Genomic DNA, 22,357 nt, shown 5'->3' with positions numbered 1-22,357 from the left:
ACCAGCTCCTCACGTGACTGCCCAGGGGCCGAGAGCAAATCTTGCCAACGATCCGAGAAATCTGATCCCCGTGGACGGACCCACGAACGCGCAGAAGTCTGATTCTGCGTCATGGCTTCCTCGCCGAACAAGGCGATTCGAAACACGTATGTGTCGATGCAGATTTCGGTGAAATCCGTCTACCACCTGTGGGTAACTCAAGCGGAGATGGCACGCGTTCGGTCCGCCTGCTCGTGCGGCGCGGGGGCGGCGCGGGCGGCGTGTTCGCTGCGCTCACGGTTTACGGCTGCAACTTCACGAAGATTCCTATCGGGATCTTCGGCGTCGTCATCATCAAGCTCATTTGCGTGACGGTTGGGGCATCGGCCGCGGTCGAGCTTCTGAAGACCTGTCTTAGTGCCCGAAACGCACCCAATGGTGTGTTGACGCTGCCAGGGAAGTCGCGGACGCGTTCACCACTTGCAGCGAGCGCGGACGCGCTGGCCTTCGCGACAATGGCGCCAGCGTCTGAAAAAGAGGGCGGGAGTCGGTCACGCGGCGGAGGCTGCTCCCGGCGGTCGGAAAGTGCACAGTGGGAGGGCGATTGGCTCCCCGTACCGGGTTGTAGGTCGCATTCCGGTGATTTGCGTTGATGCCCAACGATGGTCGTGGGGATAGCTCGCCGGCGGATACGGGCGGTGGTGGCCCCGAGACGACCTGCGGCATCGGCGACTGACACAGAGAATCCTGGACCAGGTTCTGTATGCGGATTTCACGGTCGAACCGGGCCACGATGGCCGTCGAGTCGGTGACGAAATCGGCGTCGGAGAGGAGTTGGGCATCATGCTGGGATAGGACAGGGCGGGTGGGGGCTGCGCTCCGAGGCGAGCCTGTGCAGGATCTGTACCAGTTCGCCGCGGCCGATATCAGGGCCGGCACCTCCCGCAGCGACAAGATTTATTCACCGTAGGCATCGATGGCAATGGCGTAGAACAGGGAATGGCGGTCACGGGTTGTGCTGCGCTCGACCAACTCCGCGCAGCGAGGCTGAGGCCACGTTACGTTGCCACTCGAGGCTGACGCGACGCGCGTCGGTAGCGATCGCCCAATCATCTGCGTGCACGCCACCCAAGGGGCGCGCGCAAAACGCTTGGCTAGGATTCGGGCTTGGGAAGCGCCGCGCCGCGCCCGCCCCGGCTCGCCCGGTACGCCACCCGCCGTGGGGCGGCAAGCCACTCCGGCCACATCCGCAGCTCGGCCGGGAGGTTGATCACCGGATCGAACGAGGGCTGCTTGTCATCGGCGACTGCGATTGGGGAATCCAGCGAGATTCGGCCCGCCGCCTTCGCCTGGCCACGGGCGGTCGCCAAGGACAGGGTGAAGTGCAATGGGTCGCCGTCGACCAGAGCCGTGGTCGAGCCCGTCCGTGGCTGCCCGGTGTCCGGCACGGCGAACACCCAGGTGGGAGGCCCGTCTTCGGCACAGTATGCGGTGACGCTGCTGTACCGTGCGCTGGCCCAGCCGCGGGCCGGCCAGAGCACCACCCGCGTCGACAGTTGAGCCGACGCCAGCAGCAAGTCCCATGGGCCGCTGGGCCTGTGGAATCGAACCGCCAGCCCTAGTACGTCCGGCAGGCCATCGGGGGTGCCGACCCCTCGGGAGAGTCGGGCGGTAACCGGTATCCGGCCTTGAACCGGCCACCAGTGCCCTCCCAGCTCCGCGTGCCCCTGCGCGAGCACCCCGTATGGGTGGAAGACTCGCGCTCGGCGTACCGCCGAGGCGAGTGCAAACGGGGCACCTAGCAATGCATCGAGTCCTCTCATGTCAGGTCGTGTACCCAATCCGCGCGGGATTCAAGCGGGCACGGACGAGGGAATGTGACCCGCGCCTCTAGTACAGGCTCGCTCCAGATTGAGGTCACTGCGGCCGCCACAGACATCAGCGCGGCGCTCGTTGCGGTCACCATTGGGCCAGATTCGGTGCGTGGGTCATCAGACAGTCCAATGTTCGGGTGGTTACTTCGACGGGCGGCTGGGTAACCCCACGGAGTCATTGCTCGATCGGCACATCGACAGCGGGAGAAGTCCCCACGACGCCAGCGGTCGATGATCCTCGCAACGAAATGCCTTCTCAGCTAGAGCTGTTCGAGTTGCATGTCGGCAGCACTCTTGCCGTTCTGGACCCAGATTGTTTGGAGGAGGCGTTACGTTCGCAACTGCACATATTGGAGCCGTGAAGGGGTTTCGATGGGCGACGGATCGATGAGAGTGCTTCGTTTGCCTGGTGTGTATCCGCCGCAACGAGACACGTGGCTGCTGGCAGAGGTGCTCTCTCAAGAACTCCTGACCCCGACGACACGGGTGCTCGATATCTGCGCCGGTACCGGCGCCGTGGGCTTGACCGCATGCCGGGCGGGCGCCCTCCAGGTGACCGCGGTGGATGTGTCACGGCGCGCGCTCGTCAATGCCTGGATCAACTCACGGCTTCACCGACAGGCCCTGCGCCTTCGCCGCGGGGATCTGATCGAGCCTGTCAGGACTGAACTGTTTGACGTGATCGTGTCGAATCCGCCGTATGTACCCGCGTCCAGCGACCGGCTGCCGACAGGCGGGGCCGCACGGGCCTGGGATGCCGGCCGCGACGGGCGGGCGGTACTGGACCGCATCTGCGTCCAGGCGCCCGAGGTACTTGCCGCCGGCGGCAGCCTGTTCATCGTCCAGTCCGCCCTGAGCGGGGTGGAGAAGACTATCGCAATGCTAGAGGAGCAGGGATTGCGCGCCGAAGTGGTCCGCCGCATCGAACATCCCTTCGGCCCTGTTCTCTTCGGCCGTCGGGCGATGCTGGTGGCGCGGGGCGTCATCCGCCCGGATCAATGCGCCGAGGAAATCGTAGTCATCAAGGCGTTGAGATCTCGTAGCCAATCTTGTGGCCGTGCCGGATCACTCGACGAGCTCCCTCGGGTCACGGTGACAGCAGGAGCCTGTGCCAACTGTTGCTGTACTTGTACGGGCGTGTGCCGGACCTGCGCGAACACCGACACCCGGACCGGCTTCTTCGGATTGGTTCATTCAGACGCCTCGTCGAAGCCCACACGGCGACCTTGGCCTGATGGCGCATCAACAGCGACACGAGGAACCGGATTCCGCCCGCCGCCGGCCGAACCTGGACGGTCAGTAGCACCCGACAACCTCGAAACCTGAGTACATCCCGCGCTAAGGTTGCACGGGTGAGGCTCGGGACATCGATGCATCATTCTCGGACACGGGGTCGAGGCCGCTGACGGTGTCTTGTAATGCTGCGCGCACTGCACCCGCGATGCCGGTGTAGTCGGCATCGCGGACCGGGCCTGATCGCTCAGTCGCGCCCGATGTTGTCGCGCGGTTTCGGACTGCGATGCAGTTCGATCAGCGCGCGCGCCATCGTCTCCGCCCGTCGTGCCGCTTGTCTGTCACCCTCGACCGCGGAGACGATTGCGCCCTTCATGAGGATGTGCCACGAGCAGGCGAAACCCTCTGGGTCGCTCAGGCCGGCGCGCTCGGCACGTTCGCGCACAATCATTCGGATCGTTTCGAGATGAGCAATGCAGGCTTGACCCGCGATGCTGTCAGGACCCATTTCGAGCAGCACCGAGATGAACGAACACCCGTCGAAGCGGGCGCGGTCGGCAAAGAGCTCGTCGAAGACGTCGAAGATTGCCAGGAGTTGCTGTTCCGGTGTTTCGCCGCGGGCCCGTGACCGGGCGTCGACCAGCGCGAAGGTCCAGGTCGCTTCGCGAAGCTCGAGGAAGGCCAGAACAAGGTCGTTCTTGGTGTGAAAATGCTGGTAGAGCGTTGCCTTGGCCACCCCCGACTTTGCGATTATCTCGTTGATGCCGACATCGCGAATACCCCGTCTGGCGAACAGACGGTAGGCCGTGGTGAGGATGCGCTCGCGCGCGCCACCCGACTGATTCGAGGGAGATTCGAGCAGCCCGATCACAAGGTCTAGGGTACCCAAACTCAGCGGTGTACAGACATGTCTGGGCGTGCTACAACAGAGGAGGTTGAGAGCACAGCCGAACAGGTCCCACGCGACGTGATTGGCCGAGATGCGATCCCTGTCTCACCGCAAATCGGCTCTCCAGCCAATGCGGGTCATCCGGAGCATGTGGACCGAAACTTCACGTTGTCAATGGAGGTTCGTCATGCCCGCTTCTACCACTCTCGTAGGCCGACTCATGGCCCCTCGCCCGGATCGCCCGGCGTACCGTCCGCTGGATCGCGGCGGTCGTTGTCATACTGTGGTGGTCGCTGTCCGCGGGGATCTCGACGCGACGGGCATCGACAACTTCAACAGGGTGCTCGATGTCGCTTTCGCGACCTGCTATCACGGGGTGGTAGTGGACCTCTCCGAGACTGACTTCATGAGCATCGGGGCTGCCGCCCAGTTGGCCGAGGCCAAACGGAGGGCTGTCCGCTCGCGCCTCGACATGGCGCTGGTCTCGAGTACACCGGCAGTCGCACATGTTCTGCAGGTGACGGGGCTGCGCCCCCTCTTCGGCGAGTACCCGTCGATCCGAGCGACAGTGTCGTCGGAGTCGGCCGTGGCGGCGACCGACGATCGGGAGGGACTCGACCGCGAACGGCAAACGCTTGACGTATAGCCGTTCGGACGCGAGAACTGCTGGGTAACAGCATTTTTAAGGCCTGACCCGAAGGCTGGACGGCGCACCGCGGTCAGGGAGGTCACTTCTTGCCGCGGGCGGGAGACTTCGTTCCTGAACGGGACTTGCCGGGACTTGCCGTCGCGGGCCTCGCCCTTCGCGCCACCGGTAACTGTGGCCTTCGTAGCTCTCCGCCTGCCACCGGCGGTGGACTTCCTGGTGGTGCGCTTGCCTTGGCGGGTGCCCTTGCCCGGTCCGCCGCGCTTGCTTTTGCCGGTCGCGTCGACGCTGGCCTGCAACGCGGCCAGAAGGGTGGCGACGTCCTCGTCCTTCGCCTCGATCGGAGCCGGCTGCTCGATGACATCGTGGCCCTCTGTCTTCGCCTCGATCACCTTCTCGAGGGCTGTGCGGTAGTCGTCGTGGAACTTCTGCGGATCGAACACCGGCTCCGACATCGCCTCGACGAGGGAGCTGGCCATCTTGGTCTCGCGCGCTTCGAGGTGGGGGCCGGAGGAGATCAGGAAGTCGAAGTCGGGTTCTCGGACTTCGTCGGGCCACACCGTGGTGTCGAGCATGATCAGGTCGCCGTAGACCCTCAGCACGGCGAGGGACTCGCGCTGCCGAATGGCGATCTTGGCGATCGCGACTTCGCCCGACTTGTTCAGTGCCTCGCGCAGCAGCACGTACGGCTTGACGGTCGGCTTCTGTGGTTCGAGGAAGTAGCTCTTGTCGAAGTAGATCGGGTCGATGGACTCGAGCGGTACGAACTCAAGCACCTCGACCGTTCTGGTGGTCGGCAGCGGTAGCGCGGCAAAGTCGTCGTCTGTGAGAACTACTGTCCCTTCAGGTGTCTCGACGCCCTTCGCGATGTCCTCGTAGGGAACTTCGTCGCCGTCGACCTCGCAGATCCGACGGTAGTGGATACGGCCGCCGTCGCTGACGTGTACCTGATGGAAGGAGACGTCCTTGTCCTCGGTCGCTGCATAGAGGTTGACCGGTATCGCGACCAGCCCGAACGTCACGGTGCCCTTCCACATGGGTCGCATCTGTCCGCCTTTACTCCTTCGGTGTAGCCGCGATGAGAAAGTCACGGCGTCGCTGCGGCCGGTAGTCCGTCAGGTGGATGCCCGCTCGGCTTCCGCACGAAACCCCAGAGGCGGTTTGGCGCGGCACTGGATGGGGTATTGCAACTTCATGCCAGAGGCCAGAAGGTCGGGATCCAGCGAAGCCGACGTGGATGCTCCCGTGGAAATGCGCGTCGCCGCCGACCTGGCTCAGTTGTCGGTGGTGCGTGCGATGGCCGAAACCGTTGCGGTGCTCAACGAGTTCAATCTCGACGAGGTATCCGACGTCAAACTCGCTGTCGATCAGATCTGCTCGGATCTGATCGCCGATGCGATCGACGGCGCCGACCTGACGTGCCGATTCCAGCTGGCCGGGGACGTCCTGTGGGTACGGGTTTCGACGGACACCCGCTCAAACGCGGTCCCTGATACGCAGAGCTTCGGGTGGCACGTCCTGCGGGCCCTCACCGATTCGATCGCGGTGACACGAGACCCCCTCAACTCGGCAGGTCCCGGCTATCGCACAACCGTCGAGCTGACGAAGCTCAGGATCGGGACCTAGGTGCAGTCCGAACCCGCCGAACAAGGCCGACATGGCGCCTCCGAGACGGAGGACTACCGATCCGAGACGGACTACGGGGACGTCATCGGTCTGTTCAAACGTGCGGCGGAGACGAGCCCGGATGACGGTGGCGCGTTGCGCGACGAGATCGTCACACGATGCCTGCCACTCGCCGAGCACATTGCCCGCCGGTTCTGTGGACGGGGCGAACCGTACGACGATCTCCTGCAGGTTGCCAGGCTCGGACTGGTGAACGCAGTGGACCGATTCGACGTCGACCGCGGATCGGACTTCGTCTCCTTCGCCGTACCGACGATCATGGGCGAGGTCCGCCGCCACTTCCGCGACACCGGGTGGGCGATGCGTGTTCCCCGGCGGTTGAAGGAACTGCACCTGCGAATTTCGAAAGCGGTCGGCACGCTGTCGCAACGGCTCGGGCGCGCACCCACGGCCGGCGAGATCGCCGCCGAGATCAGGGTGGGAATCGACGAGGTGTCCGAGGGGCTGATCGCGGGCAGCGCCTACCAGACCGTCTCGATCGACGGGACTGTCCGCGGCCCGCCGGGGCACGAGACTCCGCTGGTCGACACGCTCGGCTGTGAGGATGCGGCACTCGAGACGGTCGAGGACTTCACCGCGGTAGGTCCGGCGCTGGCACGGCTGCCCGAACGCGAACGCACCATCCTGGCGCTCCGGTTCTACGGATCCATGACACAGACCCAGATAGCCGACCGTATGGGCATCTCCCAGATGCACGTGTCGCGAATCCTCGCGAGGACGCTGAACCACCTTCGTGAGGAGTTGGGTGGGGACTGAGGTTCGCGCACGGGCCAGCCTTCTGGGCTGCGCCCTTTGGCGCAGTTTCTCACGCAGGCACCTCAGTGGTCATGTCTGCTCGCACCCTTGATCGACGTCACCTCTCAGTTGCCGCGCAGCGTGTTCGGCGGCGGGATTCGCGGTGTCCTTGAGGGTCCGTCTCGCCGCCTCGGTGACGAGTTTGCGCGGATCCAGATAGCATTCGAGTGCGTCGCGTTGCCAGCGCGCCCCGTTCCCGAGTTCGCGCTGCCGGTCCAACATGGTTCGGACCCAGCGGTATTCACCGAGCTCGTCCAGGCAGTCGCGGGTGTGCTCGACGAGCCGTGCTAACGCACGGGTGGCCACCGGGACCACAGGATCGACCGCCAGGCTGCGAATCCGCTGTCGATGCCACAGTGCACGGCGGAATTCGCGCCGAGGGCCAGGAGAGTGGGCAGCCACGTGCGGATGTGGTTACACACCTGGATTCCGGTCTCACGATCAGCCACGGAGACGTACACGTGGCAGCCGCAGATGCCCTGCTCGATCGTGAGGATGCCGAAGCGCTGGGACATCTGTCGATATCTGTCGCAGTCGCTGACCGGAAGTCTCGGCGGCCCGATCATCGGTGTGCCCACGGCCAGCAATTGACAGTCGTTTCGCAGGGCTGCCGCCGCGGCGATCGATCGTCCCTCGAGAAGACACGTACGAAGCCGGCGCGAATCGGCACAGACTGGCGAATTGATCTCGACCTGGCACTGGGACAGTTCCAACTGGAGGTCGGCGCCCAGGCTGGACGCGGTCGCCGCGACGGCGACATTCCGCATACTCGGTTCGCCGCTCACTTGGTCTACGAGGAGGAACGCTTCCTCTCGCCCACTTCGACCACGAGCGGATCCCGGAACGGGTGGTGCATGCCCGCGGAGCGAGCGCCTACGGGGTATTCCGTCTGTACGACCGTTCACTCTCGGAGTTCACCCTCGGAGTTCACCCTCGCCGAGTTCCTCACGGACCCGACGTCGAGACGCCGTGTTCGTCCGATTCGATGCAGAAGCTCCGCGTCTTCCTGCTGCCCGGTCTTGCTGTTTGCAGAAACGGGGCGACGTGATCACCGAATGGAAGGCAGTCGAGGATGGAGTTTGAGCAGGCATTCCTGGGGGAACACCGATGACATGAGGAACTCAATAGCACTGACCATTGCCGCGGCAGGCCTATTTGCTCTCGCCGCATGTGGCTCCGACGATGACGGGAATGACATGCCCGCCCACGGCACCAGTGACGTTGTCACGAGCGTGGAATCGGCCGTCGACGAGGCCAAGCTCACGGCCTTCGTCGCCGCGTTCCGCACCGGATACTCGGAGCTGGCGGAGAACCGGAGTGACGAGGACATCGAGAAGATCGTCACCGAATCATGCACTCACCTCGCGGCCGGGGCAGACAAGCAGACCGTGACCGTAGAGATCGAGACGCTGGCCGCGAATGACGACAACAGGCCGACACCGGAACAGGCCGAGAACATCTACAACCTCGTAGCACCCGCCTGCCCCTAAACCTGGCGTTGCGAGCAACAGGACGCGGGTGGACGTCGCGCACGAACCTCCCTAAAGGAAGACAGTCATGATTGTGCTCGGTTTGATTCTGCTGCTGATCGGCTTTCTCGCCGGGATCTCGATCCTGTGGACCATCGGGATCGTGCTCATCGTGGTTGGCGTGATCCTCGCTCTGATGGGTGCGAGCGGCCGCGCTGTGGGCGGCAGGAGGCACTGGTACTGACACTGTTCATCAGTACCCCCGCGGACACCCGGACGATCACATTTTGGTGTACCGGGCCATGGCGAAGCTATACAGGCCGTAGGTGATGAACCCGAGACCCGCAACGACGACGAGCACGGGCCCGAAGGGTTGGCTCAGAAGCGACTTCAGCGCGCCGTCGAGTCCGGTCGCTCGGTTCGGATCCGACACGATCGCGGCGACGACGACTAGCACCCCCGCCTCGGCGAGTACGAGTCCCTTCGCGACGTAACCGGCGGTACCCAGTGTTCGCACGAAACTGCTGGGCGCGCCGTGGAGGTCCTCGAGGAAGTTCTGGCTCGCGCCCTTGTAGACGTGATATCCGCCGACCGCCACGATCACCAGCCCGGCCACCACGAGTGCGACGGTGCCTGCCGCGGATTGCATCATGTGCGCACTGATTCCCGCGTCCTGCTGCCCGGTGGACTTTCCGCGCCCGCGCGCGAATCCCAAGGTGGAGTAGGCGAATGCGAGGTAGACGACCGCCAGGGCGAAGGCCTTGCCGCGGTCAAAGACCTCGGACACAGGGCCTTGGTCTTTCGGATCGGTCGAACGTCCGAATACCGTTTCGGCAAGACGCCAGAGCGCCATCGCCGCGAACGCGACGGTGGCCGCCCACAGCGCGGGCATACCGCCCGGCTTGCTCGCCAACTCGGCCAGCGCCCCGGACTGGTCGGCCGCGCCGCGCCCGCCGAGGGCGAGCCGGATGGCGATGTAGCCGATGATGAGGTGGACGAGGCCGCTGGTGACGTATCCCGCGCGGGCGAACCGCTCGAAGACACTATTCTGCGCTACCCGTTCCGCGGCGGAGTCAGTGACGCTATCGCTCACGGCGGCGATCCTCCTGGTGTCGACCCGATGTCGGATCTGGATCGGTCACGATTGGTCCTCGGCCCGTGACACGCCGAATTGAATGGGCCGGACCGACACCGATCGAGTCTGGATGTGGCGTTCTTCGTCGTCGGACGTCGCCCCGGAGCCCTTGGGCGTGGCGGACGGAGCCTGTGGGATCGGTCGAGGGCCGCTGAGAGAGCGGTTGGCTAGATCATCCGGCAATTTCGGTGGCGACGAACAGCAGCGCGCGCCCGGGACAATCAGCAAGAAGGTCCATTGACGAACGTCTTGGGATCGGCCAAATCGCCAGCAGCGCACGACCATGTGGCCGATCATGACGGGTTTCCTGCTGCCGTAGCAGTGTGGTCACGCGAGACGAGACCTTGCGTTGAATGGCCGCTGGCACCGCGCCCCCGCCCGCTCGTACTCGTCCGCTTACGAGCGGGCCCATCAATGTGTCGGTCAGTCCTTGAAGGCGTCTTTGACCTTCTCGCCGGCCTGCTTAAGGTTGCCTTTGGCCTGGTCTTTGTGGCCCTCGGCCTCAGTATCCTTGTCGCCGGTGGCCTCTCCGACCTTCTCCTTGGCCTTCCCTGCCAACTCTTCGGCCTTGTTCTTCGCCTTGTCGACGGCGCCCATTGTGGCTCTCCTTTGCACTCGCTGATCCTGCCGCGGGTTCGCGGACAGTCAGCCGCGTGAAACGACATGATCACGCGGCCAGGGCCTGGATACCCAATCCCGGCGATGTCTAACGGCTCTCGGCGGGATTCGTTGTCATTGCTCGTCGGCGGCGTCGTGGTGATGCAAGGTGCTCGAAGCCGTCCCGGCGGCGTGTTTCGCAGCGTCCGCCAGGTTCTGCGCCGCGTGCCGCGCCGTGTCGGCGGCCTGCGACTCGGCAGCCCGGTCGAGAATCTCGTGCGCCTTGCCGGGCAGGTCAATTTCCTGCAGCCGTTCCCTGGCCTCGGGGATGTGTTCCTTGACAGCCTGGGTGACGGTGTGGCCGGCCTCGACTGCGACGAGTCGCGCCCGCCTGCTTCCGTCGACGATCGCACCGATGGCGGCCCCCGTGGCGGCGCCGATGATCATTCCTATCCACAGATTGCGCATGATGCAGGTATGCCCGCCCGGGTGCGAGCCCAAACACCGGCGACGGTGAACGCCCGTTGCTCCATCCGCGGCGCGTTTAGGTTGCCCCTCCGGATTCGGTGGTCGGTTGGGTATACGACGCCCGACACCCGGTCGGCTGAAACATCTCGCGACGGTGCAATGAAACGTGACATCACCGAACCTCCTCGTTTGCCCCTCCGTGGACGACGGGCCTTTTCGGGCGCCCCTATCTCGGCTCGCGAGTGCCCTCCCTGTCCAAAAGGCTGCTCGCGTGTTCGTGACTGTCGGGTTGCTCGGGTTTGTGCCGGACGTGACGACCGACTACGCCCTGCTTGCCGCTGGCCCATGATTCACACGCTGAACTGTTCGGCGTGTTCGAGGTCTCGGTCCTGCACAACGTCGTACATCTGATGTCCGGCGTGGTCGTGTGGCTGTGTGCGGCACGGTCGGCACGTCCGTGCTCTTCCTGGCGCTCGGGGCAATCATTAATCTGTTGTTGTGGTCTCGGCCTGATCGTCGACGAAGCGTCCGGGGCGGACTTCTCCGCCCACCAACCCGGCCGACTACTGGCTCCATTTCGGCTGGGTCTGGCGATGATCGCCGTTTTCTTCGCGACGCCGCGCCTCGGCACCACGACCGCAACCGATCCGCAACTTCCGCATTCTCCGGTCGAGTGACCGGGGCCCGTTATTGCGCCATACCCAGCGCGAGCATCGCAGACGTCACCGCAGCTGGGTGCAGAAAACTGCGGATCGCGCGATCCGCGTGGACAGGCCTCCACGCCACCGCGCCGTCTGCCTGCTCAGGGGGTGCGCTTGCCGCCCATCGGCGGTGACACGGTCGGTTCCGCCGCCGGAGTTGGGGTCGCAGCTTCTTCCAGCGGCGCCTCGGCGGTGGAGGCGGTGATCACGCTCGTGTCAGCGCCGTCGGCGCCGTGGTGGGTAGCCTTCTTCGCCAGGGCACCGACCTTCTGCTGCAGCTTCGGGGCCTTATCCTTCACGGTCTCTGTCGCGCCGCTCACCTTTTCCTTCACGGTGGGGTTGTGCCAGAGTTCGACGGACTGGTCCCTCATCTTCTCGTAGGTTTGCCTGCCAGCCCAGGTTCCCAGAACGAAGCCTACGGCCGCCCCCGCTGCGAAGAACAACGTTTTCTCCATGACATCTCCCGATTGTTGTGTTGAGACGGGCGGTCAGCCGGATCGTCGTCAGAACGCCCTGCTACAGGTATGCCCGCAGCTGCCGAGTGCAAACCGCCGATGTGCGTCACGACGAATCGGCGAACAGCAGGCTGCGGATCGCGCCCATCGACACGGGCGCGGGCCTTCGCAAGACCGCGCCGTTGGTGTGTGGAAACCGTACCGTCGATGAGACGGGTTTGGTCCAGGCGTCAAGTGGGCAACCCGAAGGTTGAGGCCCTCCGGTGGAAGCATTCGACCTGTGGCACCTCGGGATGAACCACCCCGATGGGCGCCGCCACGACATCGCACACTGGCACCGCACAGAAGTGAACAACCCTCGGCCCCCGCGCCCGCGCGGGACGATCACCCAACAGAGAAGAAGTACCGCCATGAGCATCGGGAAGAAGCTTCGGCACAAGGCTGAAACCGCAGAGGGTGCAGCCAAGAAGACGGTCGGTAAGGCACTCGGAAACGAACGCATGGAAGCAGAGGGGCGCGCAGACCAGGCAAAGGGCAACACCAAGCAAACCGGAGACAAGCTCAAGCAAGCGGGCCAGAAGATCAAGCACGCCTTCAAACACTGACCCGCGCTCACGCCGTTCGATACCCCCATCCCCATCCCCATCCCCAGTCCCTCTCCCGAAATCAGGTCGTCATCATGTTCATTCTCGGAATCATCCTCGCCATCGTCGGCGCGCTCGCCAGCATTCCCGTCCTGTTGTACATCGGGGTCGCCCTTATCGTCGTCGGCGTGGTGCTCGAGATCATGGGCATGACCGGCCACGCTGTGGCGGGCCGACGCCACTACTACTGACCCAGTAGTCCGAGTTGTAGTCCACCGGACCCGACCGCGCCGCGACGTTCGCGGTGTGTGTGTGGGGGGGGGGAAGGCCCGGAATCTGGAGCAGACGCATGGCGATCTCCGACATCGAGGAATACGCGCACCTCACCGCTGACGACGTCGAGGCGCTGCGCGCCGAACTGGACAGTATCCGGCAGGACGTCACCGAGTCGCTCGGCGAGAAGGACGCCAGATATATCCGCCGCACCATCGCCTTCCAACGGCTGCTCGATACGGCGGCCCGGTTGGTGATCCACGGTAGTAGGTCGCCGGCGGGGTGGATTCTCGGGGCGACGGCGCTCGGTGTGGCCAAGAGTGTGGAGAACATGGAGATCGGCCACAACGTCTGCCACGGGCAGTGGGACTGGATGAACGACCCGGAAATCCACTCCGGTACCTGGGAATGGGACATGGTCGGGCCGTCGTCCCACTGGCGTTACTCCCACAACTACCGCCACCACGTGTTCAGCAACGTTGTCGGGATGGACGATGACCTCGGCTACGGCGTCATCAGGATCACCCGCGACCAGCCATGGAAGCTGGACAATCTGTTGCAACCGGTACGAAACCTGTTGTTGGCGGTGACATTCGAATGGGGCATAGCCCTGCACGACCTGTATTCCGAACAGGCCCGCGCCGACACAGACGCCGAGAGATCGGCGCATCGCAGAGCATTGATTGGGAAGATCGCCCGACAGACGGGAAAGGACTACCTGCTCATCCCCGCCCTCCGCGGACGCCGCTGGCGACGAACCCTCACGGCTAACCTGACCGCTAACCTGCTGCGGAATGTGTGGGCGTACGTGGTGATCTTCTGCGGGCACTTTCCCGACGGAGCCGAGAAATTCACCCTCACTGAACTCGAGGACGAGAGCCGGGCGGAATGGTATCTGCGTCAGATGCTCGGCGCCGCGAACTTCCACGCCGGCCCGGTGTTGGCGTTCCTCAGCGGCAACCTCTGCTACCAGATCGAACATCACCTGTTTCCCGACCTCCCCAGCAACCGCTATGCGGGGATCTCCACCAAGGTGCGCGCCTTGTGCGAAAAGTACGACCTGCCGTACACCACCGGGTCGCTGGCACGGCAATACCTGCTGACGCTGCGGACTATCCATAAACTCGCCCTGCCCGACCGATTCCTGCGTGCGACCTCCGATGATGCGCCGGAAACGGCCTCCGAACTGAAATTCCGCCCATCGTTCCCGGTGCCAGCCGACGTAAACACCGGGCGACGGGTGGGACTGCGCACCGCCCTACGCAACGCGCCCGCCGGGACGAGGCGCCATCGGAAGACAGAATCCGGGCATAGAACGTACTGGCGCGGTGGGCGATGCCTCGGAACTCAGTGATGCCGATTGCCGCGCCTGCACCCGCGGGCACCGGCCCAATGCCCGGAACGACCGCGCTCACCCCGTGCCCCTGAGTTTTCAGAAGCCGAACGGGCGAGGGCGGCGGTTCGACCACAGCCGACCATCTGGGCGTCTTCCGCCATCACCCGAGCGCGACCGCCGATCTCCGATGCTCGGCTATCCCATCACTCCGGGAATCGGAGCCCATGTCAGCCGGGTCGTTCCTGATCGGTAGGCACCGGGCACGGTAAGGGACCGCCAGCAGCCAGGTGGTCGATCAGCCCCGGTGACGCCGCGTTGGGGCACCTCGTGCGTGCAATGTTCCGGCGCCGAATTAGGTTTCCGAGGATCGCCCTGTGGGTAACTGCAATGTATGGGTGCACGAGTTGGAACAAACGGCCAGACACCGGTCACATCGCACCGAGACGGCACGGTCGGCAACGGCAAGACCGCCGGTGGTGACAGCCTGAATGCGACCGCCAGAACCAAGCCGACAGCCCGGGCATCCAAGACGGCGAAAAGGCCCACGGCGTCCACCACAAAAGGCACCGGGCGTCTGCCACGCAGGCGACCGGCGGCCACGCGGGCGACCACAGCCACCTCACGACGCAGCCCACGGCGGGCGGAACCAACACCTCGACGAAGGCGAACAGACGCCACCGGCGAATCGACGTCACGCACGCCCCGGCGACAGCGCCCCGACCGCGCCACGCCGGGGCGGACCACCACCGCGAAGCCGGCGGCCCGCAAGCGTCCCGGAGGTGAAGGGTCCCGCACGTCCGCGCAGCGGCGGTCCACCTCACCGAGTCCCACACGCCGGCCGGACCCGTCAGCGAAGGAGACCGAACCCGGGTGGCCTGCCGACACCGCACGGAGCGGGGTGCCGCGGCCAGTCGAGTCCGCCGTCGAGTGGCTGAAAGCCCAAATTCACCGGCTCCTGGAGAAAATGCGGGATCGCCGCGCCAGGGTGACGGAGAAGTTCCAGCAGAAGATCCAGGAGTGGGTGGACACGCTCGTCGAGGAGGTCGCACACGGCGGGGCGGGCATGAGAGCCGGACTCGAAGGCCTGAGGGCCGTCCTGACGGGTAAGAATCCTGTGTGGGCCGCGATCAAAGGTCTGGTGTCCGGGTTGAGCGGCAAGGCCAAGATTGCCCTGATTCTCCTCCTGGGCCTCGGACTCCTCCTCGGGCCGGTGCTCCTCGTGGTCCTGCTGCTGGCACTCCTTGCCATGGTGATCGTGGCGGCGGTGCGAGCCGCGGCAGGCTGACCTGATCGATCGGTGTGCCGGGCCGATTCATGAGAAGGCGGCGCCCCGACTCCTCGGCATTGCGCAACCGGTGATCGCGAGCGAGGTCCTTGTTCTCGACGACCTTCGACGAAGTTGGCCGAAGAAGTGTTTGTGGCGGTGGTTGAGCGTTGCCGGGTTGGGGTAGTCGGTGCAATGTGCACTGCCGACCGCGCACGGTCTCGCGACACATCACCGAAGGCCGCGACGCACTGCCGAAGTCGGGGTGGGGTGCGCGGCAACTACTCAGGTAAAGGGGTCGACGATGAAGACTAGAGGTCAGGTGGCTGTGGCCGTCGGCGCGGGATATCTACTGGGCCGGACACGCCGAATGAAGATGGCGCTGATGCTCGCGGCCGCGGGCGCAACCGGACGCTTCCCCGGAGGACCGCGAGATTTGCTGGAACGCGGCACGAAAATGCTGGCGAGCTCCCCGGAGCTCGCGAAGATCGGCGACACGGTCCGGGGAGAATTGGTGAACGCAGCGAAGGCAGCAGCGGTCACTGCTACCAGCCGGCGCATCGACTCGCTGAGTAACCGGCTCCAATCGGGTGGCCAGGTGGTCACAGGAACCGTCAGTGATGTTACGGACACTGTCGATGATGTCGCCAAAGTGGGGAAATTCGGGCGCAGGAAGCGCGCTCGTTCGCGGGCCGACGAGGACGCCCCTGCCGATGAACAGCCGGAGAACGACTACGCGGACGAGGAAGACGAGGCCGACGACTACGAGGAGCCTGACGAAGACGAGGCCGACGAGGAACCGACCCCACCCAGACGCCCCGCGGCGCGCCGCCGGAGCACAAGCGGCAGCACCCGGCCCACCAGCAAGTCGGGGACCACGAAGTCCCACGAAGACGATGACGAAGAGGCTCCTGCCCGCAAACGCAGGACACGGGCCAAGGCCACGACGGAATCTGCGCCCGTCCGACGGGCACGGGGGTGATGGAGATGACGAACGTCGCAAACAAGCTACGAGAGGCCGGACCAGGCGACGGGCAGGGCTCGTCGAGTGTGCTGCAGGACGCGGTGCAAAGGTTGTTCGGCACTGTCGCCGACAAAGCGCTGTCCTCGGTCTCGGACAAGGTGCTGAACACCTCCGGGCGGCTCACTGAGTACGCCGAGGGCGGCGGCGGAGGCTTGCTCGCCGCGGTCACCGGTTCCGAGAAACTCGTCGATGGCCAATCGCCGCTCAAAGCCGCACTCAGTGGGGGCTGGGAAGGCGCCAAGAACAAGGTCAAGGACAAGGCCTCCGACGTCAAGGACGCGGTCACTGGCGGCCGCGATGGCGACGATGACGGTGGCAAGGGGAAGGGCAAAGGCAAGAAGCTCAAGATCACCAACATCGTCGAATCGATCGATGTCGGCGTCCCCGTGCAACTGGCGTACGACCAATGGACGCAGTTCGCCGACTTCCCGTCATTCATGAAGAAGCTCGAACTGGTCGAGCAGGTCACCGATGAAAAGCTGCAATGGAAGGCGCAGGTCTTCTGGTCGCACCGCACCTGGGAATCGACGATCATCGAGCAGGTCCCCGCAGAACGGATCGTCTGGCGTTCGAAGGGCGCCAAGGGATACATCGACGGCGCCGTGACGTTCCACGAGCTGACCCCCGATCTCACCCGCATCCTCGTCGTGCTCGAGTATCACCCGCAGGGCTTCTTCGAAAAGACGGGAAACCTTTGGCGAGCCCAGGGTCGGCGAATACGCTTGGAGCTGAAGAACTTCCAACGCCATGTCATGACAAACGCAGTCCTACATCCCGACGACGTCGAGGGCTGGCCCGGGGAAATCCGGGACGGCGAGGTGGTCGAGCCAGAGCAGGACGAATATGGAATGGACACCGGCGAGGAATCCGAGGACGAGGACGCAGTCGAAGTGGACGAGGGCGCCACTGAGGAGGACGAGGACGAGGGTGCCGCTGAGGAGGACGAGGCGCCGCCGCCGAAACGCCGAGGCCGCCCACGCAAGACCGCGGCCGCGCAGTCCGCCGGCTCAAAGCAAGGAGCCTCCCGATGACCACCGGTGGGCCCAGCTCGAGCAGCCTCGCCGACGTCATCGACACCATTCTCGACAAAGGCATGATCATCGACGCGTACGTGCGGGTCTCGCTGGTCGGCATCGAACTGCTGACGATTGACGCCCGCGTCGTCGTCGCCAGTGTCGACACGTATCTGCGATTCGCGGAGGCGGTAAACCGGCTCGAGATCGGCAGCGAGCCCAAGGGCCTGACGGATATCGTGGGGTCCGTGACCGAAGGCGGTGCCAGGTCGAAAACCAGGGGCGCGCTCGAGGCCGCCGGCGACAAACTCGGCGACCTCCTCGGCATCGGAGACGAGGAACCCGAACGCGAGCGAGTGTCGCGTAAATCCAGCCGAGAGGACACGTGATGTCCACGTCCAACCAGGCCACCGGTGCGCCTGCGGAGCCGCACCCCACCGGCATCTACGTCTACGGCATCGTGCCCGCGGACGTGGAGACCGAAGGCGACGCCGTCGGCGTCGACGACTCGCGGGTGAGCACCATCAGACACGGCGACGTCGCGGCGCTGGTCAGCGAAATATCGGTGGACCGGCCGCTCGGTAAACCCGCGGACCTCCAAGCCCACGCACGCCTGCTGGACGGAACCGCGCGGGTGGCACCGGTGCTACCCCTGCGGTTCGGTGCGGTCCTGACCGACGCCGACGCGGTGAAGGACGAATTACTCACCGCGCACGCCGACGAGTTCGCCGCCGCCATGGAGCAACTCGAGGGTAAGGCGCAGTTCGTCGTGAAGGGCCGCTACGTCGAACAGGCCCTTCTGTGGGAAGTGATCGGCGAGAACGAGCAGGCCAGCGCACTGAGGGAGACGATCCGCGACCAGCCGGAGGCCGCCACCCGCGACGCGCGGATGGCCCTCGGCGAAATCGTGGCCAACGCCATCGTCGCGAAGCGCGAGGACGACACCCGCACGGTCGTTGATGCACTCGACTCGCTGGCCGACTCCGTCAAAGTCCGCGAACCCACCCACGAAGAGGACGCCGCGCACGTTGCGGTCCTCGTCGAGGTCGCCCGGCAGGACGAGCTCGAGCACGCGGTGGGAGCGTTGGCGGAGCAGTGGGACGGCAGGGTCGAGATGCGTCTGCTCGGACCGCTCGCCGCCTATGACTTCGTGATGACCCAGTCATCGGAGGGCTGAGGCGATGGGACTGCTGTCGTTCATTGCCACGCTGCCACTCGCGCCGGTGCGTGGGGTGATCTCGCTCGCCGAGTTGATCCAGCGACAGGTCGAGGAGGAACTGCACGACCCCGCCACCGCACGCCGCGCGCTCGAGGAGTTGGAAGATGCCCGCGCGGCGGGCGAAATCTCCGCCGAGGGGGAAGAGCAAGCGCAGCAGGCAATCTTGGACCGGATGACCGCGGCAGATCCGGCCACCACTGCGGAGAAGGAGTGAGGAGGTCATGGAGCAGAAGGAGCCACCGGACATGTCGGCCCAGGAAATCGGCGCCCTCGCGCTGCGAGACATCACAGAGCTCACGGGCAAGAAACCGCTCGGTGCGACGTCGGTGATGCCGACCGACGACGGGTGGACCGTCGAAGTCGAAGTTGTCGAAGATCGGCGCGTCCCTTCCTCGACGGACATGCTCGCCCTGTACGAGGTGGTGTTGGATCTGGACGGAGAGTTACTGTCCTACCGCAGAACCCGCCGCTACAGCCGCGGTACTGGTGACAGCTACAGCCTCGGTCCTGGTGACAGCGCGGGGGGGCAGACATGACCCTTTCCCGCGACAACTACGACCGCCTCCCGCAGGGTCCTAGTACGGGGCTGGCCGGCGGACACCAGTCGACGAACCTCGGGGACATCCTCGAGCGGGTGCTGGACAAGGGTCTCGTGATTGCCGGCGACATCCAGGTCAATCTCCTCGACATCGAGCTGCTGACGATCAAGGTGCGGTTGGTCATCGCCTCGCTGGAGACGGCGAGGGAGGTGGGGATCAACTGGTGGGAGAACGATCCCTGGTTGACCGGCAAGAGCAGCGACCTCGAGCTCGAGAACCAAAAGCTCAAGGAGAAGATCGCTGTCCTCGAGTCCGACCGGTCGGTGCGTCTCGAGGTGGAGTCAGGTACGCCGATCGAGGTGGAGGGCAACCGGCGAGGCGAAGACGATGAGCGATAGTGACGGCGTGTGGCTGTATGGCATCGCGTCTGAGGGCGTCGACGACGCACAACTGGCCGGGGTGACCGGTGTGGCCGGCGAGTCGGTCCGGTCGGTGACATCGGCAGGCTTGGTCGCGGTGGTGGGCTCGGTGAGTTTGAGTGAGTTCGGGGAGGGGCCGCTGCAGCGCAACCTCGAGGACCTCGACTGGCTGGCGGCGACCGCACGAGCCCACGACGGTGTGGTGGCTGCCGTCCTGCGCTGTGGGCCCACGATTCCGCTGCGCCTGGCCACGCTGTACCTCGACGATGATCGGATTCGCGCCCTTCTCCTCGAACGGCAGCACGATTTCGTTGCCGCACTCAGGCAGGTCATGGGGCGAAGCGAATGGGGAGTCAAGGCCTACGGTGATGCGAAATTGCTCGCCCAGCCACCCGCCGAGGAACCCGGATCGCAGGGCGGACACGGGAAGGGGACTGCGTATCTGCTGCGTAGGCGAGCGGAGTTGACGGCGCAACAGGACATCGAGCGCAGGGCGGCCGCCCATGCGCAGGAGATCCATTCCGTCCTCGGTCGTCATGCCGTCGACTGCCGGCGTCAGCAGGTGACCGATCCGGTGATCACCGGTAAACGCGCCTGGATGATCTTCAACGGTACCTACCTGGTGGACGACAAGCTTGCCGACGAATTCGCTTCGGTCGTCGCGGCACTCGAGACCGAACATCAGGGTGTGGCACTGGAACTGACCGGACCGTGGCCTCCGTACTCCTTCTCGGGGATCGACCAGGCGAACCCATGAGCGACATGGCCCTCCCAGTCCCAGCGGACGACACTCGCCGCATCGCTCTGGTCGATCTGCTCGACCGGGTGCTGGGCGGCGGGGTCGTCATCACCGGCGAGGTCACGCTGTCGCTGGCGGACGTGGACATGGTGCGGATCTCGCTGCGCACCCTCATCGCGTCGGTCAGCGCACTGGAGCCTGCCCTGGATGTGCCGGACACCACCGATGACTGATCCAGACAGCCAGCCCGAATCGGTCGAGCTGAATTCCCTGACCGGAGAGGGACACCGTGTTCTGCCGCAACGCATCGACGCCGACCCCGAATCGGTCGAGCGCGGCCTGGTCACCCTGGTTCTCACCCTTGTCGAATTGTTGCGCCAGCTCATGGAGCGGCAGGCACTGCGCAGGGTCGAGCACGGAGATCTCAGCGACGAGCAGATCGAGCGGATCGGAACGACACTGATGCTCCTCGAGGAACGCATGGCAGAACTGCGGGAACATTTCGGGTTGACCCCCGAGGACCTCAACATCGACCTCGGGCCGCTGGGTCCGCTGTTGCCTCCGTGACGGCACTGACCCCCGTTCAAAGTCGATCGGCGCCGCGGCCAAGTCGCCGGTCACACCGCGACACAGATGGTGGTGGTCAGGCCACCGACGAGGCAGATCCAGCGCACCGTCTCGACACGGATCACCGAATTCTTGGACCGGCTCTGGCGGTGAGTCGAGCGTGTCATCTTTACGGATCGCGACTCATCTCGGCCGGCTGGGGCGACTGCGACCGCGCAATTCGTCACCTGAGGTGACGATCTGAGGCGTCCGAACCGGCGACCTGACCCGCAAACCCTGAGCCGGGTCGATTTCCGCGTGATGAGATCGTTCGCGGTGTCCATGGGGTGAACCTGAACGGGAATTACAGGTAAACACCCTTTGGATGGTTGTTGCAGTAGCTCGGGCCTGGGGGGGGCATCGGCATCAGCCGCCGCCATGCGGGCCCTGGCTTCTGTTCTTCGGCTCCTCAACGGCGGGTTTTCTTTTGGGTGTGGTTGTGGACTTCAAAGGTTTGCCGCGGGACTGGGGTCGGATCGGGCTCGTCCGAACCCGGCGGGGGCTGGCCATTCTGTAGCGGCACCTGCAGCGTTCGGAGTATCGCCATGCGCACCACTTCTACCGCTTCGCCCCGGTCGCGCAGAGCACGGCGCTGCCACACGGCGCCGTTGCCGAGCTCGAGCTGGCGGCGCAGCAGGGTACGAACTCGGCGATACTCGCCGAGTTCGTCAAGGGAATCGTGAACGTGGTCGACGAGCTTGTCGAGCTGCCGGGTAGGGGATACCGGCCGCGCCGCGCTCGGGTCGATCGCCATCCCGGTCAGGCCGTCGCGTGCGGCGACCCACCTGGCCGCGCGCAGGGTCTCGAGGTCGACCTGCGGCGCGGTCTCACCTCGGTCGATCACCCGGATCGCCGTCATGACGAGTGCGCGGATCAGCGTGGCCAGCAGTTCGGTTTCGTCGACGGTCGGCTGCACGTCGGCCACCCGGATCTCCACGGTGGACAAGTGGCTGGATGGTCGGATGTCCCAATACACCATCCGTTCGTCCATGAGCGCGCCCCCGTCGACGAGCATGCTGACCAGATCGTCGTAGTGCTGCGCCGAGTCGAATAGGGGCGGAGGTCCGGATGCTGGCCATCTCGACCAAAGGACCGACCGCCAGCTGGCGTAGCCGGTGTCGATCCCGCGGTGCACCGCGGAATTGGCGCCGAGCGCTAACAGGATTGGGAGCCAATGGCGCACGTGGTTGCAGACCTGCACGGCCAGCTCCCGGTCGGGAACGCCCACGTGAACGTGACAGCCGCAGACGCCCTGTTCGATCGTCAGAACCCCGAACTGCTCGGCCATTCGGTGGTAGCGCTCGGAATCGCTGATCGGGAGTCGTGACGGTCCCACCAGCGGATTGCCCACCGCGACCAGTCGACAGCCGGAATGCAGCGCGGCGGCCGCGGCGAGCGCTCGCATCTCCAGTAG

31 protein-coding genes and 3 pseudogenes are annotated in these 22,357 nt (G+C 65.1%); 23 read left to right on the top strand and 11 right to left on the bottom strand.

All coding sequences use genetic code 11. The annotated features are described in order from the left end of the window. A pseudogene (locus AC1DU4_RS22935) lies at positions 1-351 on the top strand (GmrSD restriction endonuclease domain-containing protein); the annotation flags it as partial. Between the two features lie 782 nt (positions 352-1,133). Here the strand turns inward: AC1DU4_RS22935 and AC1DU4_RS22930 are convergent. Beyond that, the gene (locus AC1DU4_RS22930; RefSeq protein WP_477843765.1) at positions 1,134-1,556 is read right to left on the bottom strand and encodes a hypothetical protein; all 423 of its coding nucleotides are present in this window, start codon (positions 1,554-1,556) and stop codon (positions 1,134-1,136) included. Between the two features lie 669 nt (positions 1,557-2,225). Here AC1DU4_RS22930 and AC1DU4_RS22925 point away from each other — a divergent pair. Next, complete coding sequence (locus tag AC1DU4_RS22925) at positions 2,226-3,179, top strand: HemK2/MTQ2 family protein methyltransferase (protein WP_477843763.1); 954 nt, start codon at positions 2,226-2,228, stop codon at positions 3,177-3,179. Positions 3,180-3,333: 154 nt separating this feature from the next. Here the strand turns inward: AC1DU4_RS22925 and AC1DU4_RS22920 are convergent, their stop codons facing one another. Then, on the bottom strand, positions 3,334-3,948 hold the full coding sequence (locus tag AC1DU4_RS22920; protein ID WP_477843773.1) for a TetR/AcrR family transcriptional regulator: 615 nt from the start codon (positions 3,946-3,948) through the stop codon (positions 3,334-3,336). Between the two features lie 118 nt (positions 3,949-4,066). On the opposite strand from AC1DU4_RS22920, the gene AC1DU4_RS22915 reads away from it, so the two are divergent. Then, positions 4,067-4,621 carry an STAS domain-containing protein gene (locus AC1DU4_RS22915; protein ID WP_477843771.1) on the top strand — a complete coding sequence of 185 codons (555 nt, stop codon included), beginning with the start codon at positions 4,067-4,069 and terminating at the stop codon, positions 4,619-4,621. A gap of 296 nt (positions 4,622-4,917) precedes the next feature. On the opposite strand, the pseudogene ku reads toward AC1DU4_RS22915, so the two are convergent. Continuing rightward, a pseudogene (gene ku / locus AC1DU4_RS22910) lies at positions 4,918-5,658 on the bottom strand (non-homologous end joining protein Ku); the annotation flags it as partial. A 214-nt stretch (positions 5,659-5,872) separates the two neighbouring features. On the opposite strand from ku, the gene AC1DU4_RS22905 reads away from it, so the two are divergent. After that, a complete protein-coding gene (locus AC1DU4_RS22905) occupies positions 5,873-6,247 on the top strand; it encodes an ATP-binding protein (RefSeq protein ID WP_477843769.1) in 375 nt (124 codons plus the stop codon). Continuing rightward, entirely contained in the window at positions 6,248-7,063 is an 816-nt protein-coding gene (locus AC1DU4_RS22900; RefSeq protein WP_477843761.1) for a SigB/SigF/SigG family RNA polymerase sigma factor, read from the top strand. It begins immediately after the preceding gene. A 69-nt stretch (positions 7,064-7,132) separates the two neighbouring features. Here AC1DU4_RS22900 and AC1DU4_RS22895 read toward each other — a convergent pair whose 3' ends face one another. Then, positions 7,133-7,408 carry a hypothetical protein gene (locus tag AC1DU4_RS22895; RefSeq protein ID WP_477843759.1) on the bottom strand — a complete coding sequence of 92 codons (276 nt, stop codon included), beginning with the start codon at positions 7,406-7,408 and terminating at the stop codon, positions 7,133-7,135. Then, positions 7,390-7,869, bottom strand: coding sequence for a carboxylate-amine ligase (locus AC1DU4_RS22890; protein WP_477843757.1), 480 nt, complete (start codon positions 7,867-7,869; stop codon positions 7,390-7,392). Before AC1DU4_RS22890 ends, AC1DU4_RS22895 begins: the two co-directional genes overlap by 19 nt. Positions 7,870-7,919: 50 nt before the next feature. Between AC1DU4_RS22890 and AC1DU4_RS22885 the strand changes: the two are divergent. The 3 genes and pseudogenes from AC1DU4_RS22885 to AC1DU4_RS22875 all read left to right on the top strand — a co-directional run. Next, positions 7,920-8,000: pseudogene (locus tag AC1DU4_RS22885) on the top strand (catalase); the annotation flags it as partial. 181 nt (positions 8,001-8,181) lie between these two features. Further along, on the top strand, positions 8,182-8,592 hold the full coding sequence (locus AC1DU4_RS22880; protein WP_477843755.1) for a hypothetical protein: 411 nt from the start codon (positions 8,182-8,184) through the stop codon (positions 8,590-8,592). Between the two features lie 67 nt (positions 8,593-8,659). Next, the gene (locus AC1DU4_RS22875) at positions 8,660-8,815 is read left to right on the top strand and encodes a DUF6131 family protein (protein ID WP_477843753.1); all 156 of its coding nucleotides are present in this window, start codon (positions 8,660-8,662) and stop codon (positions 8,813-8,815) included. Between the two features lie 36 nt (positions 8,816-8,851). On the opposite strand, the gene AC1DU4_RS22870 is transcribed toward AC1DU4_RS22875, so the two are convergent. The 4 genes from AC1DU4_RS22870 to AC1DU4_RS22855 all read right to left on the bottom strand — a co-directional run bounded on the left by AC1DU4_RS22870 (position 8,852) and on the right by AC1DU4_RS22855 (position 10,750). Continuing rightward, the gene (locus AC1DU4_RS22870) at positions 8,852-9,664 is read right to left on the bottom strand and encodes a DUF1206 domain-containing protein (protein WP_477843751.1); all 813 of its coding nucleotides are present in this window, start codon (positions 9,662-9,664) and stop codon (positions 8,852-8,854) included. Positions 9,665-9,878: 214 nt separating this feature from the next. Further along, positions 9,879-10,037, bottom strand: coding sequence for a hypothetical protein (locus tag AC1DU4_RS22865; RefSeq protein WP_477843749.1), 159 nt, complete (start codon positions 10,035-10,037; stop codon positions 9,879-9,881). Between the two features lie 92 nt (positions 10,038-10,129). Then, a complete protein-coding gene (locus AC1DU4_RS22860) occupies positions 10,130-10,303 on the bottom strand; it encodes a CsbD family protein (protein WP_477843747.1) in 174 nt (57 codons plus the stop codon). 135 nt (positions 10,304-10,438) lie between these two features. Next, on the bottom strand, positions 10,439-10,750 hold the full coding sequence (locus tag AC1DU4_RS22855; protein WP_477843745.1) for a hypothetical protein: 312 nt from the start codon (positions 10,748-10,750) through the stop codon (positions 10,439-10,441). A 353-nt stretch (positions 10,751-11,103) separates the two neighbouring features. Here AC1DU4_RS22855 and AC1DU4_RS22850 point away from each other — a divergent pair, with 353 nt between their 5' ends. After that, positions 11,104-11,448, top strand: coding sequence for a DUF4383 domain-containing protein (locus tag AC1DU4_RS22850; protein WP_477843743.1), 345 nt, complete (start codon positions 11,104-11,106; stop codon positions 11,446-11,448). A gap of 125 nt (positions 11,449-11,573) precedes the next feature. On the opposite strand, the gene AC1DU4_RS22845 is transcribed toward AC1DU4_RS22850, so the two are convergent. Continuing rightward, positions 11,574-11,927 carry a YtxH domain-containing protein gene (locus AC1DU4_RS22845; RefSeq protein ID WP_477843741.1) on the bottom strand — a complete coding sequence of 118 codons (354 nt, stop codon included), beginning with the start codon at positions 11,925-11,927 and terminating at the stop codon, positions 11,574-11,576. A 410-nt stretch (positions 11,928-12,337) separates the two neighbouring features. On the opposite strand from AC1DU4_RS22845, the gene AC1DU4_RS22840 reads away from it, so the two are divergent. From AC1DU4_RS22840 to AC1DU4_RS22775, 14 genes are all read left to right on the top strand, one after another. Continuing rightward, on the top strand, positions 12,338-12,532 hold the full coding sequence (locus AC1DU4_RS22840) for a CsbD family protein (protein WP_136909275.1): 195 nt from the start codon (positions 12,338-12,340) through the stop codon (positions 12,530-12,532). 74 nt (positions 12,533-12,606) lie between these two features. Continuing rightward, entirely contained in the window at positions 12,607-12,762 is a 156-nt protein-coding gene (locus tag AC1DU4_RS22835) for a DUF6131 family protein (RefSeq protein WP_477843739.1), read from the top strand. A gap of 98 nt (positions 12,763-12,860) precedes the next feature. Continuing rightward, positions 12,861-14,138, top strand: a complete 1,278-nt coding sequence (locus AC1DU4_RS22830) for a fatty acid desaturase family protein (protein WP_477843737.1) — start codon at positions 12,861-12,863, stop codon at positions 14,136-14,138. Positions 14,139-15,018: 880 nt separating this feature from the next. Beyond that, positions 15,019-15,405 (top strand): hypothetical protein, encoded by a 387-nt coding sequence (locus AC1DU4_RS22825; protein ID WP_477843735.1) that lies wholly within the window; start codon positions 15,019-15,021, stop codon positions 15,403-15,405. 283 nt (positions 15,406-15,688) lie between these two features. Next, complete coding sequence (locus AC1DU4_RS22820) at positions 15,689-16,366, top strand: hypothetical protein (protein WP_477843733.1); 678 nt, start codon at positions 15,689-15,691, stop codon at positions 16,364-16,366. A gap of 5 nt (positions 16,367-16,371) precedes the next feature. Continuing rightward, positions 16,372-17,439, top strand: a complete 1,068-nt coding sequence (locus tag AC1DU4_RS22815) for an SRPBCC family protein (RefSeq protein WP_477843731.1) — start codon at positions 16,372-16,374, stop codon at positions 17,437-17,439. Continuing rightward, positions 17,436-17,810 carry a gas vesicle protein GvpJ gene (gene gvpJ / locus AC1DU4_RS22810; protein ID WP_477843729.1) on the top strand — a complete coding sequence of 125 codons (375 nt, stop codon included), beginning with the start codon at positions 17,436-17,438 and terminating at the stop codon, positions 17,808-17,810. The genes AC1DU4_RS22815 and gvpJ overlap by 4 nt, the downstream gene beginning before the upstream one ends. Further along, positions 17,810-18,598, top strand: coding sequence for a GvpL/GvpF family gas vesicle protein (locus tag AC1DU4_RS22805; protein WP_477843727.1), 789 nt, complete (start codon positions 17,810-17,812; stop codon positions 18,596-18,598). The genes gvpJ and AC1DU4_RS22805 overlap by 1 nt, the downstream gene beginning before the upstream one ends. Before the next feature lie 4 nt (positions 18,599-18,602). Further along, positions 18,603-18,854: a gas vesicle protein GvpG gene (locus AC1DU4_RS22800; RefSeq protein WP_477843725.1), complete on the top strand. Its 252-nt coding sequence runs from the start codon at positions 18,603-18,605 to the stop codon at positions 18,852-18,854. 7 nt (positions 18,855-18,861) lie between these two features. Further along, entirely contained in the window at positions 18,862-19,176 is a 315-nt protein-coding gene (gene gvpO, locus AC1DU4_RS22795) for a gas vesicle protein GvpO (RefSeq protein WP_477843724.1), read from the top strand. Next, complete coding sequence (locus tag AC1DU4_RS22790) at positions 19,173-19,577, top strand: gas vesicle protein (protein ID WP_477843722.1); 405 nt, start codon at positions 19,173-19,175, stop codon at positions 19,575-19,577. Before gvpO ends, AC1DU4_RS22790 begins: the two co-directional genes overlap by 4 nt. Next, positions 19,567-20,355: a GvpL/GvpF family gas vesicle protein gene (locus tag AC1DU4_RS22785; protein WP_477843720.1), complete on the top strand. Its 789-nt coding sequence runs from the start codon at positions 19,567-19,569 to the stop codon at positions 20,353-20,355. The genes AC1DU4_RS22790 and AC1DU4_RS22785 overlap by 11 nt, the downstream gene beginning before the upstream one ends. A 5-nt stretch (positions 20,356-20,360) precedes the next feature. Continuing rightward, positions 20,361-20,570 carry a gas vesicle protein gene (locus tag AC1DU4_RS22780; protein WP_477843767.1) on the top strand — a complete coding sequence of 70 codons (210 nt, stop codon included), beginning with the start codon at positions 20,361-20,363 and terminating at the stop codon, positions 20,568-20,570. Beyond that, complete coding sequence (locus AC1DU4_RS22775) at positions 20,563-20,904, top strand: gas vesicle protein K (protein ID WP_477843718.1); 342 nt, start codon at positions 20,563-20,565, stop codon at positions 20,902-20,904. The genes AC1DU4_RS22780 and AC1DU4_RS22775 overlap by 8 nt, the downstream gene beginning before the upstream one ends. Positions 20,905-21,352: 448 nt before the next feature. On the opposite strand, the gene AC1DU4_RS22770 is transcribed toward AC1DU4_RS22775, so the two are convergent. Further along, positions 21,353-22,357: carboxylate-amine ligase (locus AC1DU4_RS22770; RefSeq protein ID WP_477843716.1), on the bottom strand; the 1,005-nt coding region annotated here is incomplete at its 5' end.

The organism is Rhodococcus sp. P4_F5 (genome assembly GCF_056401315.1).
The sequence above is the reverse complement of the archived record's forward strand: the minus strand, read 5'-3'. Positions and strand labels throughout refer to the sequence as shown.